Consider the following 19,957-nt stretch of genomic DNA (forward strand, 5'->3'; position numbering starts at 1 on the left):
CCGTTCAACACTATCCCTTCCCGTTCTGAGAGCAGTTGTATCAGCCAGTCACTGAGCAACCTTAACCGTTGCGCCAGATGACGACGATATGGGTATAACAGATATATGGGCATACTCGGCACCGTTATATCCGGTAATATCTGCGTCAATTCCCCCGTGATTGAGACCGAGTAACGGCGACTGAATGATTTCTAAGTGGCCTCGACAAGCAGCGACATCAGCATCACGGTTATTGACAAAGAGCCGTGTCGGCATCGGCAATATCTTTAACGTTTCACCTTCCAGATATTCAAGGCCTCCCGGATTACCAAACAGCGTGACATACTGCACCAACAGGTGCCGTGCTAACGCCTTCAGCGTAGGGGTGTGCCATAGCGTTGCAAATAGCCAAGTTTTTTAGCCACTATGCCATCCTGCTCCAATTTGCCGACCCGCATCACCGCATCCAAGCCTTCACGACAATATCCACTTTGCGGTCAGTACTGCCGATTTCCAGCGTCAGCTGAGGATGCTGTTCCATAAAGTGCTGTAATGCCGGGAATAGCAGCTGTCTGGCAAAACCTTGCGACATGTCGACACGAATGCGACCACTTAATTCGCTTTCTCGTCGCCAAAGCAGCTCCTCCAATTCGCGGTATTGAGCGAACAGAGACTGGGACCGAGAAAAATCCGCGTGAAGGTGTTGGCTCCCGGCGCGATTGAAACGGACTTTAGTGTTGGCGCGGTGCGCGATAACCCGGAAATGAATCGCTATGTCGCTTTGCAAACCGCGTTGGGGCGCGCAGGATTACCTGCAGGTATCGATGCGGCCACTGCATTATTGCCGTCAGACAGTGCGGCATGGATCATGCCGCAACGTATTGAAGCCTTTGGCGGTATGTTTATTTGAGCAATCGCAGAAATATCTGCTGCTAGCCGCTGAAATCTATAGCGGGAATCGATTAAAATAAGCGTTAGTTTAACTATCCATTGCCAATCCCGATGTTTTCCAAGTTATTAAAGCTTACGCTGCACTGGCTACCTGATCGTTCAGATTTGCCAGAAGGGTTACGTATTGGCCTGCCAATGATGGCAGGCTTACTTTTATTTTCTGCCGTTGGCGATACCGCCAGCGGCGTTAACGCCTTGATTTGTGCTTGGTTGGTTGGCGTGCAAGGACGAAACCTTGCTTACCCCAAACGCACCATATTACTGAGTCTGTCGGCATTATTATGTTGTATCAGCAGCGCGCTAGCATTACTGAGCCTGATTGAACCGCTGCTCGGTATCGCCGTGTTAATGCTGATTGGTCTGTTGTATGGACTTAGCTCCAATCAACGAAAATACATTCAGCTACTCACCTACAATGCCGGATTCTCGTTGATTTGCGCCATGCATCTGCTGGAAAGTGACACCCCTTGGGTAATGGTGTTGCTTTCCAGTGCTTTTGGCAGCTGGAGTGCCATGCTCAGCGCAGTAATCGCAGGCCCCTGGCTATCCATTCGCCAAGGAGAGCAACTCCTCGCCAAAGTCTCTACACAATTTGTAAATTGGTGCACTATTTTGGGCTATTCCGATGCTGCCAACGTAGGTAAACGTCTGGCGTTACGTGAGCAACTGGATGAAGCCATCGCCGTGCTGGCGCACTGGTTACAGGAAATGCCTGATAACAGTGCAGTGTTAAAGATTGCTAAAGGTCTGCGTTCACGGATGCAACTGATTGAAGCGATGGAAGAAATTGGTCGAATTCGGCAACAGGAAAGCTCTGAAGCCAACGCCGATGCGCTGCAATGCTATATCACAGACTTTGCCATTAATTTCAACGCAATAGTGGAACAGGGGGCGCCATTACCTGATTTACCACAAGGCAACGGCCAACATCCGACGCTCACCGCTATTGAACAGCAGATTACCGCAGCGATACTCGCCAATGATCCGTTATCAGAAAACTGGCGCGCCCTGCTTAAACTTATCTGGCCATCAGATGCCGACAGTATCCGCAGCCAATGGCGCAAAGCACTGCAAAAAGGTTCGCGTGAATGGCACCATGGCTTACGCATTCTGTTCACCTTAATGTGTTGCCAGTTAGTGGTGGCGTTATTGCCATTTCAACAGGGGTATTGGGTGACACTGACAGCATTTATCGTAATGATGACAGCGCCCCTGGGACAATTGCAGTTACGGATCTGGGGGCGAGCCTATGGCACAATCCTGGGGTCGATATTAGCACTGGCGATGGTCTGGTATTTCGGCACTGGTGCCTGGCTGGAACCGGCCACCTGTATCACGCTGTTTCTTGCCTTTGCCACCTACTACAAGGCTCGCTACGAAATTCATGTGTTTTGGATAACCGTGATGATGATTTTTGCCATCACCTTGCTGCTGCCAGCCGAACCCTATATTGCCTTTTATCGGGCGCTGGATACGTTGACCGGTGTGATTCTGGCAGTGCTGGCGATGTATCTGTTCATTCCAAGCTGGACCAAGCGCTGGCTTGACAATTATGTGTGCCACTTCATCGAACTGGAACAGCGCTGGTTGCAAAGCATTGCCGAGGGTAAACCGGATCTGGCATTACGTTGGCAAGCACATGCGGCATTAAGGCAATTGAGTCTTGAGATCAGTTATATGAAGCTTGAACCCAATAACTCCGCCAGAGAACTGCAAGATTGGCAGAGTTTCCTGTGGCTGGGCCTGACGTTGCACTGCACGCTGGTAGTGCTCGCCAGACAGGGGCAACATCCGCAGCTGCAGCAGGCATGTAACCAACTGCAATCATGGTTGCCATTATTCCGCAGCCGTTACAAACCGCAATGGTGTGTGATTGAACAACCATTACTGACCAGTGATGATGTGCATCTGTGGCTAGCGCAGGATTTGTCGCAACTTTATGCCTGGTTATATTGGCAACGACCATTTCAGTTGTCGTCAACCATCGAGCATCACTGATTGCGATACACGTTGCGGATATGATTTCGCTGGGCAATGACGCCGCAACACGCTAGTCTTAACAGATAATAACCAACGAAAGGAACAGGTTATGCGCGTCTTGCTGATGTTACTCTGCCTGCTGTCAGTGACAGCTCAGGCTACTGTCTATAAATGGATAGACAAGGACGGTAATATCCATTTTAGTGATCAGCCACATGCTAACGCGCAGCAAGTGAAGTTGCCGGATAACACCGGCAACCAAGTCACGATGACACCAGTCAACGCCATCAGCAACGAAGAGCCAACCACCGCTGCCGAACAAAAAGCGCTATATCAGGTCAGCATTGTATCGCCGCACCATGAAGCAACTATCCGGGATAATGCCGGAGACTTCACCGTGACCGGTAACGTGCAGCCTGAGCTGGCATCAGGCCATTATCTGCAACTCTTTATTGATGGGGTAGCCACCAGCGATGCCCAGGCGAGCCCAGTGTTTCAACTCAAAAATATCGATCGCGGCGAACATAAGCTTCAACTAAAGGTCGAACAGCAAAACGGCAAAGTCCTTGCATCCAGCTCAGAAATAACCATTTTTCTGCACCAAGCTGGGCTAATTAAACCCGCAATTCCGGCGCCGAGTGCTAAACGGGTCAATGGATAACTATGTTGTATCATATAGTTAGCTATATTGTTCTGTTTATGTAGATTGTCGGCACTATCTTGCGGCTTGCACCAGAATGGCGCACTATAATGGTGCAATCAATCTGGAATAATGCCGATGGACACAAATCTACTGCTAAATCATCTGGTGACTGCAGTTTTGGTTATCGACGGCGAACTGCGCCCTGCGTATGCCAATGCTGCTGCGGAGCAATTGCTGGGAGTCTCCAGTCATAAACTGAAAGAGCAACCGCTGGTCGACTGGCTCCATACGTTGGCCATTGACGCCAAGGTCCTTAAAGGTGCAGTAGTCGCAGCGCAAGGATTGACGGTGAATACCATCCAATTAGTGACCTTGGATGGGCAACACCATACGGTTGATCTGACATTGGTACCGATTGAGCATGATACTGAGCAGACGGCATTCAGCCTGCTGGAGCTAAGGCAAGTCGACCAGCAACGGCGTATTCATCAACAACTGACATTGGATGCACAGCAACAGGCTGCCCAGTTTTTGGTGCGCAATCTGGCCCATGAAATCAAAAATCCCTTAGGGGGACTGCGTGGGGCTGCCCAGTTACTGTCCAGAGAACTCAGCGATGAGCATCTGCGAGAGTTTACAACTTTAATTATTGAGCAGGCAGATCGCTTGCGTAGCTTGGTGGATCGGCTGCTAGGACCTCAGAAACCTTCGCAGCACCGGGTGTTAAATATTCATATGGTGATTCAGAAGGTGCTGAATCTGGTGAGTGTCACGCTGCCACCGAATATCCGTTTGCGCCAGGATTACGACCCCTCCATTCCAGATCTGCCGATGGATGAGGATCAGCTGCAACAGGCCATCCTCAACATCGTACAAAATGCCATTCAGGCGCTGGAGCAGCAAAAGGCGGGGGATATTATGATCCGTACCCGCACCGCGCATCAGGTCACCATCGGCACCCAGCGTCATAAACTGGCGCTGATACTGTCGATTATTGATAACGGCCCAGGGATTAAGCCGGAGCTTGTCGATACGCTGTTCTATCCCATGGTGACAGGACGTAAGGATGGCAATGGCCTGGGGCTATCGATTGCCCATAACATTGCCCGTTTACATGGTGGCCGTATCGACTGTAATTCAGCACCTGGCCACACAGAATTCAGCCTGACCCTGCCAATTAATTTGGATCAGGACAACTTATAAGATCTGCAAAACAGGGAGCAATATGAGCGAACAAGTATGGATCCTCGATGATGATAGCTCCATCCGTTGGGTACTGGAGCGTGCACTGCGTGGTGCCAAAATTAGTTGCGCCAGCTTTGCTGCCGCCGAATCACTGTGGGATGCATTGCAGATTTCACAGCCTCGCGTCATTGTCTCTGATATTCGCATGCCGGGGACTGACGGCCTGACATTGCTGGAACGCATTAATGTGCACTATCCGCATATTCCAGTCATCATCATGACCGCACATTCCGACCTGGATAGCGCCGTCAGCGCCTATCAGGCCGGTGCGTTTGAATATCTGCCAAAGCCGTTCGATATTGACGAAGCCATTACGCTGGTGGAGAGAGCGATAACGCATGCCACTGAGCATTCTCCGGTGCCGGTTGAATCCCAACTCAATACGCCTGAAATCATCGGCGAAGCACCGGCCATGCAGGAGGTGTTCCGGGCGATTGGCCGTTTGTCTCGTTCATCTATCAGCGTCCTCATCAACGGCCAATCCGGAACCGGTAAGGAGCTGGTTGCCGGGGCACTGCACAAACACAGTCCGCGCCGCGATCAATCTTTTATTGCACTGAACATGGCGGCTATTCCCAAAGAATTGATTGAGTCTGAACTATTCGGCCATGAAAAAGGGGCGTTTACCGGTGCGGCTAACGTACGCCAGGGGCGCTTTGAACAGGCAAATGGTGGCACCTTATTTCTTGATGAAATCGGCGATATGCCGCTGGATGTGCAAACCCGACTGCTGCGGGTATTGGCTGACGGACAATTCTACCGCGTGGGCGGGCATTCCCCAGTCCGCGTAGATGTACGTATCATTGCCGCAACCCATCAGGATCTAGAATCTCTGGTGCAAAAAGGCCAGTTCCGTGAAGACTTATTCCACCGTCTGAACGTTATTCGTATTCATCTGCCACCACTATCGCAGCGACGCGAAGATATTCCGCAACTGGCGCGGCATTTCCTGGCACAAGCGGCCAAAGAGATTGGGGTTGAAGCCAAAATTCTCACCAAAGAAACCTCGGCGAAACTGCAACAACTTCCGTGGCCAGGTAACGTTAGACAACTGGAGAATACCTGCCGCTGGCTCACCGTTATGGCATCTGGGCAAGAGATCCTGCCACAGGATTTACCCCATGAACTTTTTAAAGAACCAGTGACGCAAACCAGTGGTTCCAGCAATTCACACGATTGGCAAACAGCCTTACGTTTATGGCTGGATCAGCGCTTATCACAAGGTGAAAATGATCTTCTGACCGAAATCCAACCGGCGTTTGAGCGGATTTTGTTGGAAACCGCGCTAGAGCACACGCAGGGACACAAACAGGAAGCCGCCAAACGTCTCGGCTGGGGTCGCAATACCCTGACACGAAAATTGAAAGAGCTTTCGATGGATTAGCAACGATGATGGTGATCTGTCATGCTGGCACATGTAGCCGCTATCAGATCACCGCATCAGCGTCTTTGGCGAAGTCCCCTCCTCATCCCTTTATTTCTAAGCAGTTTCTTCCGCAGCATCCTGCCACCAATACCAGGGTGGCATAACACCACTTAAGAACCTCCGCGGGCGGATAATTCAAGTTGATATTTAATGTGAAACTAACGCCATGAAATGGCAAAACCGCACCACATTATCTAAGGTTTAAACGAGTGCAGTTGTTCATTTCCACTGGGTGATCCTATCGGACTAGGGAAAGGGTTATGGACCTTCTCCGCCAACGTAAATGGCTTGGGTTACTTACCGTCTTACTGTCGCTAATATTGACTGCTGCAGTGTGGTTTTACTTTAAACAAGCCGCCACGGATGAGACGGTTATCTGCCGCAATGGCAGAATCGAAGCCGTAGAGATCGATGTATCCGCAAAAAGCCCCGGGAGATTAGCCACCATTTTAGTTAACGAGGGTCAATTTGTGGTGGCGGGACAAGTGCTCGCACAAATGGACACGAAGGCACTTCAAGCGGAGCGATTACAGGCAGAAGCCCTGTTAAAACAAGCAGCAGAATCCGTTGTCACTGCAGAAAGCCAGTTGGCCTTACGTGAAAGTGAAAGAAAGTCAGCGTTAGCGGTTGTAAACCTGCGACAAACAGAACTCACCCTGGCGGAGAAAAGAAGCAAAAGAATTATTCAGTTAGCCACATCAGGTCACACTTCAGCACAATCTGTTGATGATGCTAACGCGGCGGTTGATAGCGCTAAAGCGGCGTTAAATGCAGCGACGGCTCAGGTGGCAGCAACTGCAGCAGCGATTGCTACAGCGTATGCCCAAATCGACAGTGCCAAGTCCTCAGTGGCTGCTGCTCAAGCCGGAATCACCCGCATCCAAGTTGACATTGACGACAGTGACCTTAAAGCACCGGTCAATGGCCGCATTCAGTATATTGTGTCGCGGCCAGGAGAAGTGATTGGTGCTGGCGGCAGCATTCTCAATCTGGTGGATGTCACCGATGTCTTTATGACGTTTTTCTTGCCAACAGCTTATGCCGGACGGCTGGCAATTGGTACGGAAGCGCGTCTGGTTTTAGATGCGGCACCAACATATGTCATCCCCGCACACATATCGTTCATCGCCGATGTTGCGCAATTTACCCCTAAGACAGTTGAAACTGACAATGAACGCGAAAAATTGATGTTCCGGATTCGGGCTAAAATTGCGCCGGCACTACTGGTCAAACATATCAAGCAAGTGAAAACCGGTTTACCCGGTGAAGCCTGTCTGCGTATTGCAGAAGACCAACCCTGGCCTTCTCGATTACAACAGAATCTGGTCAGGTAAGCGCTATGGCACCACCAATAGCGGATTCCACAATAGTCAAATTACAGGACGTGAGTTTGCAATACCTCAAGACTGACGCCCTTAAGCAGATTACGCTGACGCTTAATGCTGGCACGATGACGGGGCTGATTGGTCCTGATGGCGTCGGCAAATCCAGTTTGTTGTCGCTAATTTCCGGTGCAAGAGTGATCCAGCATGGCAGTATTGAAGTGCTCGGGGGCGATATGTCAGATGCCAAGCATCGACAGCGAGTATGCCCCGATATCGCCTACATGCCTCAGGGGCTGGGCAAAAATTTATACGAGTCACTCTCGGTATTTGAGAATATCGACTTCTTCGGTCGTTTATTCGGTCTTCCCCAAGAAACACGTGAACACCGCATCACCGAACTCTTAAATGCCACCAGCCTGGCAGCTTTTAAAGATCGCGCTGCGAACAAGTTATCCGGGGGAATGAAACAGAAACTGGGATTGTGTTGTGCATTGATACATGATCCAGATTTATTAATCCTTGATGAACCCACCACGGGTATCGATCCTTTATCTCGACGCCAATTTTGGGAATTAATCGCCCGATTCCGCCAGCAACAGCCAAACATGGCCGTGTTAGTTGCCACCTCCTATATGGAAGAAGCGGCTCGATTTGATCAGTTAGTGGCGATGAATCATGGACAGATATTAGCCAGTGGCACACCTCAGGCATTACTCAGTAGTACCCAAAGCCACACATTGGAACAAGCCTTTATACAGCTAGTCCGCCCCACCTCAACGCCTATTGGCAAACCGGTCACGACAATCCCCCACCATGTTACTGCTGATGCTGATATCGCCATAGAAGCACGTGGATTAACCAAGCGCTTTGGCCACTTTACCGCAGTTGATAATGTCAGTTTTTCCATTCGCCGCGGGGAAATCTTTGGCTTTCTCGGTTCCAACGGCTGTGGCAAGACAACGACCATGAAAATGTTGACAGGGCTGCTCTCGAAAAGCGCTGGCGAAGCGCAGCTCTTTGGTCATCCGGTGGACCCAGATGATCTCGAGACTCGACGCAGAGTGGGATATGTCACGCAATCATTCTCGTTATATAGCGAGCTCAGTGTTAAACAAAATCTTGAACTTCATGCACATCTTTACGGTATTGCAGCATCGCAGATTAACCATAGGGTTCAGCAGATTGCCAGCAAGTTTGCGTTACAAAAGCGCTTGGGTAGCTTACCTGGCGCCTTACCATTAGGTGAACGCCAGCGCTTATCGTTGGCGGCGGCAATGATCCATCAACCAGAAGTCCTGATCCTCGATGAGCCAACCTCTGGAGCCGACCCGCTAACGCGTGACGATTTTTGGCAAATCTTAGAGAGATTGGCTCACGAAGAAAACGTGACCATTTTTATCTCCACTCATTTTATTAATGAAGCCGCGCGATGTGATCGGGTGTCACTGATGCATGCCGGGAAAGTGCTTGTCAGCGACACACCAAGCGCCATCGTGGAAGGGAAACACGCGCAGTCACTTGAGCAAGCATTTATTGACTATCTTCAGGATGCTGAAGGCCAGAATCAACAACTACCCAATCCAACCCCCTCGGCAAACAACACCCGGCACACAAGGCGGCCTACTGGCACCGCTTTATTCAGCTTACGTCGTTTAATGAGTTACACGCATCGAGAAACACTGGAGCTACTGCGAGACCCAATACGTTTGGCACTAGCAGTTTTCGGCAGTGCCTTATTGCTGCTGGTGCTCAGTTACGGCTTGAACATGGACGTACAAAACCTCAGGTTTGCTGTGTGGGATCAGGATCAGAGCAACACCAGTCGCAATTATATTTTAGAACTTTCAGGCTCTCGGTTCTTCGATGCGCGCCCCCCCATCCAAAGTTATGCGGAACTGGACGCCCGTATGCAAGCGGGAGAGATCAGTCTGGCGATGGTGATCCCCAGTGGTTTCGCCCGCGACTTAGCCAAGGGAAATCAGGTAGAAATTGGTGCCTGGATTGATGGCAGTATGCCGCAACGAGCAGAGACGCTCAGAGGTTATGTACAAGGCCTGCACTATCAGTGGCTGACAACCCGTACCCGCGAAATTTATGGCAAGCACGCGATAGCGCCACTACTGAATATTGAGACACGTTTTCGCTATAACCCAGATGTAGAAAGCTTGCCAGCCATGGTACCGGCAATGATCCCTATTTTGCTAATGATGATCCCGGCCATGCTTAGTGCGCTGTCGATTGTCAGGGAAAAGGAGTTAGGCTCCATCATCAATTTCTATGTCACCCCCGTCACTCGGCTAGAATTTCTATTAGGTAAACAACTGCCTTATGTTGCGTTATCCATCCTGAGCTTTGTATTACTGGTGCTACTGGCATTATTTTGTTTTCAGGTACCAATCTCCGGCAGCGTGCTGACGTTGGCATTCGCAGCGGTGTTTTATATCTTGGCGGCGACGGCTCTAGGCCTGCTGGTATCAACCTTCGTAAACAGTCAGGTTGCAGCCATCTTTGGCACGGCGATCGTCACCATGTTACCCGCCGTACAATTCTCAGGATTGATCGAGCCAGTCACCGCCCTTCAAGGGATAGGTCGGCTTATTGGTGATATTTATCCAACCACTTATTTTGTCATGATTGCGCGCGGCACCTTTTCCAAAGGACTCAATTTTACCGATTTGCACAGCGCCTTTATCCCTTTGATTTTGGCCTTTCCGATCCTAATCGTGATTACGGTGGCGCGACTCAGGAAACAGGAGCGCTGACCATGGACAGGATAAGCGGCCGTCATATCTTCCATTTAGGGGTAAAAGAACTGCAATGTATTTTGCGTGATCCCATCATGCTGTTTCTGATCATTGTTTCCTTCACTTTTTCCGTATATATCGAAGGCAAATCGATGCCGGAGACACTGAACAAAGCGGCTATCGCCGTGGTGGATGACGATAACTCGCCACTCTCCCGGCAACTCATTGACGCCTTCTACCCACCGTATTTCTTGCCTCCAATCGCGATTACGCTGGCGCAAATGGATCAACGCATGGATGCAGGAATGGATACATTCGCTTTACATATTCCGACAGGCTTTGAGCGCGATGTGTTAGCCGGGCACAACGTGACGGTACAATTGAATGTGGATGCGACCCGCATGAGTCAGGCCTTTACCGGTAGTGGCTATATCCAAGCGATTATCACCGCAGAAGTTACGGAGTATCGGCAACGATTTCGTCACGATAACATCATGCCAGTGGAGTTGGTGCTGCACGCCCGCTTTAATCCCGAACTGAACAGCGTTTGGTTTGCCTCGGTGATGGAACTGGTCAGCAACATCACCATGCTGGCGATTATTCTGGCCGGAGCAGCGCTGATCCGAGAACGGGAACACGGTACGCTTGAACATCTGCTGGTGATGCCGGTGACACCATTGGAAATTATGCTGAGTAAAGTTTGGGCAATGGCGTTAATCGTCATGCTGGCTTCAGGCTTTTCACTGATAGCGGTGGTTCAAGGGGTATTGGGCGTGCCCATCGCTGGCTCGCTGCTGTTATTTTTTGCGATAGTCGCCCTGAATGTCTTTGCTGCCACCGCTATGGGTATTTTTTTGGGCTCGGTTGCCCGCTCCATGCCACAATTTGGATTATTGATGTTCTTGGTATTACTGCCTTTGCAGATACTTTCGGGTGCCATGACGCCGTTTGAGAATATGGCAGCGCCCGTGCAATGGGTAATGCGACTGGCACCAACAACCTATTTTGTTTCTTTGTCACAAGCTATTTTATATCGGGGTGCCGGGTTCGCCATGCTGTGGCCAGACATATTGATCATCAGCATCATTGGCACCGTATTGTTCTATATCGCATTGGTGAGACTACGAAAGTCTCTCAGTATGATGGAATGATGCAGCGGACTCAAAGATGACATGGCTTGCTAAGATCCATGACGTAAATATCCCCAGACTTTAGCCAAAAGCGTCAACGCACGAATAAGTAAAGGACGCCGTAGCGTCCTTTATAGACCGTTGGCGAGAAAACCCAGTGATCAGCGCTGCTGTCGCTGGGATGAATCGCCTAGCCCTGTTCTTGAATGTACTTGCGTACCGTGTCAGCACTATTTAACAATGAGAATAATGTGTAAGGCTATTAGGTGCTTACAGTGGGATCTTGTTCTGTATTCCATAGTTGACAACCCCTATATACTGTACATAATAGGCTCTTCACTGAATGTGGTGGAACAGTTAAAGTTCACCCACAACATACTCTCAAAATTCAGTGATGAGCGAAGCTGCCTTATATCAACAAATCTTGGGATTAACCCCTCCCTGGAACGTCTCTAATGTTCATCTTGATGAACAACATCAGCGTATTATTGTCATTGTTGAATATGCTGCATCATCAAACATTCAATGCCCAATATGCGAGGCTCCCAGTCGTCACTATGACTCCCGTCAGAGAACATGGCGGCACTTAGATACTTGCCAGTATCAAACACTTATTCAGGCTAATGTTCCGCGTATTCACTGTCCGACACATGGTTACCAGACCCTTCAGGTTCCCTGGGCAAATGAAAGTAGCCGCTATACCGAATTATTTGAAATGCATGTCCTTACGCTGTTGTCGATGAGTACCCTTAATGCTGTCAGCCGATTTTTCAAACTCAGTTGGGGAGCAATTGATAGGATCATGGAGCGAGCGGTTAATCGTGGTTTGGCAAAACGCGGTGCGGTGAAGACCCAGCATTTATTAGTAGATGAGACGGCTCTTAAAAAGGGACATGAATATGTCACCTTACTTTCAAACCACGAAGGGCAAGTACTGGCGGTATCAGAAGGGCGTTCAGCGACCAGTTTTGCTGATTGTCTGGCACAACTCCCTGCAAATTCAGTAAGTCATACTCAGTCGGTGTGTATGGACATGAGCCCTGCCTACATTAAAGCGGCAAGACGACACATACCAAATGCCGAAAGGAAAATAGCCTTTGACCATTTCCATATCGCTAAATTACTGACTGAAGCGGTCAATAAGATCCGTAAAGCAGACCTCTTCGGATTGGCACCATCAATGAGACAAGAAGCTCATAGGACTCGTTTTAGCTGGTTAAAGCGGCAAGAAAATCTGTGCGATACAGACAAAGAAAGGGTTAATAAGCTTGTTCCCGCCATGATGAATACTGCACTGGCTTGGTATTTTAAAGAACTCGCAAGAAATATCTGGTACAGCAACCGAGTGAGAGGAGCTAAACAACGCTGGAGCAACTGGATAGCGTTGGCCAAAGCCACAGAGTTAAAACCGTTAATCGCAGTGGCAGACACAATAGAGAATAAGCTCTGGGGGATCCTTAACGCTATGCGTTTTGGTCTATCAAATGGACTAGCAGAAGCGATAAATAGCCAGGTTAGGCAACTAAGAGTAAAAGCGATGGGATATCGGAATTCGGCACGATTTCGACGTGCGATATTGTTTCATTTCGGAAAGCTGGATATGGGATTCCACCAATAACGGCGAAGAGCCACATAATAACAGTATATGAAAAAGACGCTCAGATACAATTATCGCCTCAAACCAACACCGGAGCAGGAAGCTAAACTCATTGAGTTTGGCTCTTATTCGCGTGGATTGTGGAACCTATTGTTGTCTGAAAATCAGCGTCAACATGAGCAAGATGGCACATTTCTTTTTTACAAGGATATGGCCTCACGTATTAAGCAAGTTAAAAATCTCCCTGAGTTTGCGTGGGTTAAAGCATTTGACTCCGCAGCAGCTCAACAAGTTGCCCGCGACTTAGATACTGCACTCAGAAATGGGACGTCTAAGGGAGCACACCAGAAATTCCCGAAGTTCAAAGTGAGTTACAAGATCAAAAAGCTTCATAATGACAGCTTCAGAGCCGTAAATAACTCCAACTGCATCAGAATAGAAAATGGCACCATCAGCCTACCTAAAATTGGGTGGGTCGATATCGTTCTTCATCGCAGACTTGTAAGTAATATAAAGACAGTCACCGTTCAGTTCAGACATGGGAAATGGGAATGCAGCATTACTCAGGAAGTGGAGTGCAAAGAGGCTAAAAAGGTACTTAGTTCCATTGTCGGCTATGACATCAACTCTAAACAAACAGTGGTTGGATCAAATGGGTTGACCGTGAGCAACCCTAAGTTCCTCAAGCAATCTAAAGAAAAACTAAACACCCTACAGCGGCAGTTAGCCAGAAGAAAGAAAGGCTCTGCCCGATGGAATAAAACAAAAAACCGCATCAACACTTTACACGGAAAAGTCTCCAGACAACGATTAGACTTTGCCCACAAGACAGCCCGACAGATAACCAATGCGAGTGATATTGTGGTATTTGAAGGTTTGAACGTAAAGGCAATGCAGAAATTCAACGGTCAGATGGTGGCTGACAACATCATGGGCTTGATCTCCGACTTAACCAAGTACAAGGTTGAGCTTGAAGGTAAAATCCATCATGAGATAGGCAGATTCGAACGCTCAACAGGCATATGTTGCGAATGTAATCACCGACATAAGCTGACGTTGAAAGACAGAACCTTCACCTGCGTTAATTGTGGTACACACAATGATCGAGACTATTCAGCCTCAATCAGTATCAGAAACTCAGGTGAACGAGATTTAATGGCGAATGGAACCATCGTCAGGGTTAAACCCATGCCTCAGCAGAAATTACTTGGTAAAACGAAAGTCTTTGAACTCTCAAAGTTAAGTACGGGATCTGAGGAAAAATCGGCAGCATAACGCTACCGAAGCCCAGTGATCACGCTTCGCGTGTCGCTGGGTAGTTCACTGCTTCAAAAATCGATTACGCTCAGATCCGCGCGCTCTTCCACTACGTCATCGGGATCTTGATGGATAATCACTTCTGCACTCGGGAACTGCTCTAGAATGCGATTTTCTGCAGCTACCGCGATTTCATGTGCGTCATGGAGTGACAAGGCGCCATCCAGTTCCAGATGTAGCTGAATAAACACCGTTTGTCCGGACTGGCGAGTACGTAAATCGTGAACCCCTTTGACCCGTTGGTCCTGACAAGCTATGTCGGTAATCTGCTGGCGAGTTTCTTCGTTAAGCTCTCGATCCAACAAGGCTTGAACCGAACGGTAACCCAATCCCCAGGACTGATGACCGATGTACAGTGCAATCAATACGGCAAATAGGCCATCCGCCCACCACCAGCCATACTGTGCCAGCACCAATGCCAGTAACACCGCAGCGTTTAAAAATAGATCTGATTTATAGTGCAGCGAATCCGCTTCCACAACACTGCTGGCAGTCGCATCCAAGGCTTTTTTCTGCACGATAACCAACGCCAATGTCAGCACAATCGCGATAACAGAAACGACAATACCTACGGTGGCATGCTGCAGTGGTTCAGGAGCGGTCAGTCGGCCACCACCATGTAATAGCAGTAAGAACGCACTCCCCATGATAAAGGCCGACTGCGCGAGTGTTGCCAGATGCTCCGCCTTACCATGACCATATCGGTGGTCATGATCAGCAGGGATCAGCGCGTAGCGAATAGCGATAAAATTGACCACCGATGCCATTACATCGGCGATAGAATCAGTAACAGACGCTAGCATACTGGCCGAACCAGACCACAGCCAGGCCAGTAACTTAATGACGATCAGCGTTGAAGCCGTGGCAATTGCAGCACGGCTTGCTAACTTGACCCAAAACGCATAATGAGAACTTCGTGTCATCTAACAGGCTCAAACAACTCACAAAAGTTGAACCTATGTTAACAGATTTCAGTCATCCTGGTCTGCGTTCCACATCGGCATTTTTTCCATCTCACTCTTGAGCTTAGTTTTCTGCTCATCGGTCAGCAGGTTATAGATCTGATTATGCAACTTCATCCGTTGCAACTGCCGCTCAGTTCGTAACTGTTGCTGCTGTTCAATCAGTTTCTTAGCCTTGGATTCATCAAATTTAGTGGCCGTCATCAATTCCTGCATGGCTTTGCGATGCGCGCTACGCTCAGCTTTCATGCTATCGCGCTGTGCGTCAAACAGCTTTTTGATTGCGGTCTGTTGGGCGTCAGTCAACTCCAGCTGATGCAGCATCATAAAGCCCATATGATCCCAGCCGCCACCCATACCATGACGGAAGCCACCGTGCATGCCAGGCCCCATACCCGGCCCCTGCATCATGCCTGGTCCAGGCCCCATACCTTGACCCTGCATCATACCTGGCCCCATGCCCATATGCTTAGGACACTGGCAGGCTGGCGCAGCAGGTGGTGGAGGCGCATCTTTAGCTTTATCGGTATCAGCGGCGAATGCGGTGGTCGCCCAGATACCTGATACTGTCGCCAGCACCAACATACCCGTTTTGAAATTGTTAACCATTGCTCAGACCCTCTGGTTGCAAAGTGTTTCCATATCAGACACCTTATATTCTATAAACTATATAGTAATCGTGGATAAACGAAGGGTAAATCACTGTAAAAAGCCCAAATACCCCAATTATAGGCGGCTCTTTACCTATGCTTACACTGGATGACTACAATTGACTCACAAATCGGTATACTGCACAGCAGTATAGTGTTTGATGGCGGGAGCACAAAAATCCTATGAGCCGGATTTTATTGGTAGATGATGATTTAGCCCTGGCGGAATTGTTAGGGCAACTGCTGGAGCTGGAAGGCTTTGAGCTGACCATGGCATATGATGGCCAAACGGGATTGAATAAAGCACTGGCAGAAGACTTCGATATTATCTTGTTGGACGTCATGCTCCCCAAATTGGGTGGCTTTGCAGTGTTGCAGGAACTGCGCACCAAAAAGCAAACCCCAGTGTTAATGCTTACTGCTCGTGGCGATGAAATTGATCGTGTGATTGGCCTGGAACGTGGTGCCGATGATTACCTGCCTAAGCCATTTAATGATAGAGAATTGGTCGCCAGGATCCGCGCGATTATCCGCCGCTCAAATACACCGCCGCAAGAGATGCACCAAAGCAGTGAAGTCAGCATGGGCGACATTAAGTTAGATCCAACCCGCCAGGAAGCTTACTGTAATGACCAGTTGCTGATGCTTACCGGCACAGAGTTCGGGCTACTGTTCGCCTTAGCACAGCAAGCCGGGGATCTGATCAGCAAAGACGAATTAAGCGAACGGGTCTTAGGCAAGAAGCTGATGCCGTTTGATCGTAGTCTGGATATGCACCTGTCGAATCTGCGAAAGAAACTGCCCGAGCGGCCTGATGGACGTCCACGGGTAAAAACAATTCGCGGCAAAGGTTATATCTGGATCCCTTAATGTCGGCATTTTTTTTACCCAACCGTCTCTTTATCAAACTGTTGCTCGGCTTCTGGCTGTGCAGCAGTTTGATTATTTTGGCGGTTGGCGCCATTCCGCTGTTACAGCAATATCACGAAGCGAGTGATGTACCGCCGCCTATCTTGAATGTGCTGCAACGGATGGCCGATAAGATTAGCAACAATCCAGCGCTGTTGAATGGCATAAAGGTGTTAGTTTCGCCGGATCCGGAACTCCATCACTTAGCAGAACATTTTGGAGAGACCCCGGAAGACAAAGCGATAATTCGGGAACTGAAATTTCCAAAGCCGAATGATCGGCCAGAACTTGGCGCCCCCGACCATCCGCGCAGAGAAGACCAGCCATTTCATCTGTTTATCTTTGATGCGCAGGGACAATTGGTCAACAACCCTAAGCTGCCGCCAAATATTCGCAACAACTTGTTGATGATTGCGGCTATCGACAGTCCAGAGCCAAAGTCCTACAGCTTTCGTGATGAGATGTTCTTTGGCCCGTTGCACATCCATGTCAACAACAGCGAATACCGTCTGTATGGCGGACTGCCAGGACCGCATCGGGTTCCCTGGTTTTTCTTTTTTATTGACCATAAATTGCTGACATTGTCACTGGCAATTTTGTTGTCCGGTATCCTCTGTGGTTTGCTGGCATGGCACCTTGGCAAGCCACTGCAGTCGCTGAAACTCAGTGCTATCGCCTTGGCCCATGGCGATCTGACCAACCGCGTTGATGATGCCACCTCGCGCCGACACGATGAAATCGGTGAGCTAGGTATCGCATTTAACAGCATGGCGGATGCCATTGAGATAATGGTGAACAGTCAGCAACGACTGATCAGCGATATCTCCCATGAGTTGAGAACCCCGCTCACCCGACTGCAACTGGCACTGGCGTTAACCCGCAAGAAAGGATTAGCCGTAGAAGAAACGGAACGCATTGCTTATGAGGCTGACCAGCTGGAAAAAATGATCGCCGAACTGCTGGAGCTATCACGCGCCAAACTCAAGGCGCATCAAGAGAATAAGGTTAACGTCGATCTCGCGGAATCATTGAGTCAGGTGTTAGACGATGCGGAATTTGAAGCCGCACAACAAGGCAAAAATATCATCATCAAGATCCCGGATGAACTGACACTGCCGCAATATCCGAAGCCACTATCCCGCGCTATTGAGAATCTGTTGCGCAATGCCATTCGTTACAGTGAGTCAGAGATCACCTTATGCGCCCGGCGCGAGAAAAACGAGGTGATTATCGTGGTGGCAGATGATGGTCCGGGTATTGAGGAAAAAGAACTTCAAGCCATCTTTAAGCCCTTTTACCGGCCGCAGTCAGCGCGCGAGCGTGAAACGGGTGGCTGGGGCCTGGGACTAGCCATTACTGAGGCAGCAATTTCGGCGCACCACGGTTCAATTTCTGCCCGCAATCGCGAAACGGGTGGCTTAGAAGTCACGGTGGTGTTACCGGCCTGAGGTAACTTCGCGTGGTCACCGCCGGTAATTACTTTTATAATCCCCGGGTTCTTTAGGCAGTCGACCTTTTATCATGTTTCATATTGCGTTGTACGAACCGGAAATCGCTCCTAATACCGGTAATATTATTCGTTTGTGTGCCAATAACGGCAGTCAGCTACATCTCATCGAACCGTTGGGCTTCGACTTGGAAGAAAAGAAACTGCGTCGTGCCGGACTCGATTATCGAGATCTGACCTCGGTACAACGCTATCCCAACTTCGATGCCTTTAAACAAGCGATGGCCGGTAAACGCATTTTTGCCTGTACCACTAAAGGGAGTCGCCCCCATTCAGAAGCCCATTATCAGCCGGACGATGTACTGTTGTTTGGTCCGGAAACGCGCGGGCTGCCACTATCGATTATTGAATCCTTACCACCTGAGCAGCGCATTCGTATTCCGATGGTTGCCAGCAGTCGTAGTCTGAACCTGTCGAATGCCGTCGCCATTATCAGTTATGAGGCCTGGCGCCAACAAGATTACGGTGGTGCCCGTTAAAGCTTCTCCGGCTTGCAGCTTTTTGGTAAGGTACTGATTACAAGGCTTCTTGTTCAGGAATAAGCGGAATGGGCAAACTAAAAAGCCGCATCCATACCCAACATCAACTGAATTTCCCAGGTGATTATAGCTGCGAGGCCGTTGCCTTCTTCAACCGCGAGATCCTCGTGCTAAGGTTGTGGGATCAGCAGTCCAGTCAACCCGTGCTACAGTTTCGCCAGGCCGCTGATTTACAGTTACGGCTATCACTGCCATTGGCTGAATACGATGGTAGTCAGACATTTTGCCGTTGGGGCGATGGGCTGGCGTTACTTGGTAAAAGCGGTTTATGGTTTTGGCCAAGTATTGCAGAACAGGAAGCGGAATTTTATCCATTACATAATAGTGAAGTGTTGCAGCAGCAGCTTCACGGTCAACAATATCAATTCACCCCGTTACAGATAGTGCCGCTCGACGAACAGCAACTGTTATTGCGAATGAGTGGTGCCAATAATCGCAGTGGCCGCGCGATTTCCTGGCTGTTTGTCAATGAAGATGGCAACAGTCATATCGTCAATCGCTACAAAGAGATGAATGATGCCGAGATTCTGCAATTAGCCGAGCTCCACCAAGCCGCACCTGAGCTAATCGCATTAGCGGTTAGTGATGACACCATCTGGTGTCTTTGCAGTCCACAACTCAGCGGTAAACAGCAAAGCCCGGCAGCAAATCTCCTCATTCCTTACCAATATGCGCTGCCTAATACATTATTGGGCTCGCTGTCTAAACTGTTAGGCGCCGGACAAAGGCGCGAACTGCTATTACAAGCCAATCTGCAACAACTACCTGCTGGCAAAGCCCGTTTCAGTGAAGATCACCATTGGCTATGGTTACAGCCTAAAGGGAAAAGTCATTTTGATTGTTACGCGGTTGGCAACAGTAGCAGTTGCCATCAGATTAGCCTCACGCCGCTGCAAAATCTGGGAGACATTAATAAACGGCAAGCCAGCCTAAGCTTTTGGGACGACACATTATTTCTGGTACATAACGGCGTACAACTGAACCTGTGCGAAGTGTTGCCTGTCGCTGCGACATGATTTGTCTGAGAGATGACGGTGGTACTGTGAGAAAACA

The 19,957-nt window shown here is 49.3% G+C and carries 18 protein-coding genes; 14 read left to right on the top strand and 4 right to left on the bottom strand.

The window, feature by feature from the left end; translation table 11 throughout:
* Positions 1–48 precede the first annotated feature (48 nt).
* Together KDN34_RS16395 and KDN34_RS16400 are read right to left on the bottom strand one after the other, a co-directional pair.
* Complete coding sequence (locus KDN34_RS16395) at positions 49–330, bottom strand: type 2 periplasmic-binding domain-containing protein (protein WP_212594762.1); 282 nt, start codon at positions 328–330, stop codon at positions 49–51.
* 106 nt (positions 331–436) lie between these two features.
* Positions 437–628 (bottom strand): LysR substrate-binding domain-containing protein, encoded by a 192-nt coding sequence (locus KDN34_RS16400; protein WP_212594763.1) that lies wholly within the window; start codon positions 626–628, stop codon positions 437–439.
* A 9-nt stretch (positions 629–637) separates the two neighbouring features.
* Here KDN34_RS16400 and KDN34_RS16405 point away from each other — a divergent pair, with 9 nt between their 5' ends.
* The 10 genes from KDN34_RS16405 to KDN34_RS16450 all read left to right on the top strand — a co-directional run bounded on the left by KDN34_RS16405 (position 638) and on the right by KDN34_RS16450 (position 14,295).
* Positions 638–889 (top strand): SDR family oxidoreductase, encoded by a 252-nt coding sequence (locus KDN34_RS16405; protein WP_212594764.1) that lies wholly within the window; start codon positions 638–640, stop codon positions 887–889.
* A 92-nt stretch (positions 890–981) separates the two neighbouring features.
* Complete coding sequence (locus tag KDN34_RS16410; protein ID WP_212594765.1) at positions 982–2,928, top strand: FUSC family protein; 1,947 nt, start codon at positions 982–984, stop codon at positions 2,926–2,928.
* Positions 2,929–3,019: 91 nt separating this feature from the next.
* Positions 3,020–3,571 (top strand): DUF4124 domain-containing protein, encoded by a 552-nt coding sequence (locus KDN34_RS16415; RefSeq protein ID WP_212594766.1) that lies wholly within the window; start codon positions 3,020–3,022, stop codon positions 3,569–3,571.
* Between the two features lie 117 nt (positions 3,572–3,688).
* On the top strand, positions 3,689–4,756 hold the full coding sequence (glnL, locus tag KDN34_RS16420) for a nitrogen regulation protein NR(II) (RefSeq protein ID WP_212594767.1): 1,068 nt from the start codon (positions 3,689–3,691) through the stop codon (positions 4,754–4,756).
* Positions 4,757–4,778: 22 nt separating this feature from the next.
* Positions 4,779–6,182 (top strand): nitrogen regulation protein NR(I), encoded by a 1,404-nt coding sequence (glnG, locus tag KDN34_RS16425; RefSeq protein WP_212594768.1) that lies wholly within the window; start codon positions 4,779–4,781, stop codon positions 6,180–6,182.
* A gap of 302 nt (positions 6,183–6,484) precedes the next feature.
* On the top strand, positions 6,485–7,558 hold the full coding sequence (locus tag KDN34_RS16430; protein ID WP_212594769.1) for an HlyD family secretion protein: 1,074 nt from the start codon (positions 6,485–6,487) through the stop codon (positions 7,556–7,558).
* A 5-nt stretch (positions 7,559–7,563) separates the two neighbouring features.
* A complete protein-coding gene (gene rbbA / locus KDN34_RS16435; RefSeq protein WP_212594770.1) occupies positions 7,564–10,311 on the top strand; it encodes a ribosome-associated ATPase/putative transporter RbbA in 2,748 nt (915 codons plus the stop codon).
* A gap of 2 nt (positions 10,312–10,313) precedes the next feature.
* A complete protein-coding gene (locus KDN34_RS16440) occupies positions 10,314–11,444 on the top strand; it encodes an ABC transporter permease (protein WP_212594771.1) in 1,131 nt (376 codons plus the stop codon).
* A gap of 373 nt (positions 11,445–11,817) precedes the next feature.
* The gene (locus KDN34_RS16445) at positions 11,818–13,041 is read left to right on the top strand and encodes an ISL3 family transposase (RefSeq protein WP_212594041.1); all 1,224 of its coding nucleotides are present in this window, start codon (positions 11,818–11,820) and stop codon (positions 13,039–13,041) included.
* Positions 13,042–13,068: 27 nt separating this feature from the next.
* Positions 13,069–14,295 (top strand): RNA-guided endonuclease InsQ/TnpB family protein, encoded by a 1,227-nt coding sequence (locus KDN34_RS16450; RefSeq protein WP_212594772.1) that lies wholly within the window; start codon positions 13,069–13,071, stop codon positions 14,293–14,295.
* Positions 14,296–14,348: 53 nt separating this feature from the next.
* Here KDN34_RS16450 and fieF read toward each other — a convergent pair whose 3' ends face one another.
* Both fieF and KDN34_RS16460 read right to left on the bottom strand, forming a co-directional pair.
* The gene (gene fieF / locus KDN34_RS16455; RefSeq protein ID WP_212594773.1) at positions 14,349–15,260 is read right to left on the bottom strand and encodes a cation efflux pump FieF; all 912 of its coding nucleotides are present in this window, start codon (positions 15,258–15,260) and stop codon (positions 14,349–14,351) included.
* 48 nt (positions 15,261–15,308) lie between these two features.
* Positions 15,309–15,908: a Spy/CpxP family protein refolding chaperone gene (locus tag KDN34_RS16460; RefSeq protein ID WP_212594774.1), complete on the bottom strand. Its 600-nt coding sequence runs from the start codon at positions 15,906–15,908 to the stop codon at positions 15,309–15,311.
* Between the two features lie 224 nt (positions 15,909–16,132).
* On the opposite strand from KDN34_RS16460, the gene KDN34_RS16465 reads away from it, so the two are divergent.
* The 4 genes from KDN34_RS16465 to KDN34_RS16480 all read left to right on the top strand — a co-directional run bounded on the left by KDN34_RS16465 (position 16,133) and on the right by KDN34_RS16480 (position 19,920).
* Positions 16,133–16,819, top strand: a complete 687-nt coding sequence (locus KDN34_RS16465; RefSeq protein WP_212594775.1) for a response regulator — start codon at positions 16,133–16,135, stop codon at positions 16,817–16,819.
* Complete coding sequence (locus KDN34_RS16470) at positions 16,819–18,306, top strand: ATP-binding protein (RefSeq protein ID WP_212594776.1); 1,488 nt, start codon at positions 16,819–16,821, stop codon at positions 18,304–18,306. Before KDN34_RS16465 ends, KDN34_RS16470 begins: the two co-directional genes overlap by 1 nt.
* A 73-nt stretch (positions 18,307–18,379) precedes the next feature.
* Entirely contained in the window at positions 18,380–18,844 is a 465-nt protein-coding gene (locus KDN34_RS16475) for a tRNA (cytidine(34)-2'-O)-methyltransferase (protein ID WP_212594777.1), read from the top strand.
* Between the two features lie 68 nt (positions 18,845–18,912).
* Positions 18,913–19,920, top strand: a complete 1,008-nt coding sequence (locus KDN34_RS16480) for a hypothetical protein (RefSeq protein WP_212594778.1) — start codon at positions 18,913–18,915, stop codon at positions 19,918–19,920.
* Positions 19,921–19,957 lie beyond the last annotated feature (37 nt).

It is taken from the genome of Shewanella yunxiaonensis, from assembly GCF_018223345.1.
Classification (GTDB): domain Bacteria; phylum Pseudomonadota; class Gammaproteobacteria; order Enterobacterales; family Shewanellaceae; genus Shewanella; species Shewanella yunxiaonensis.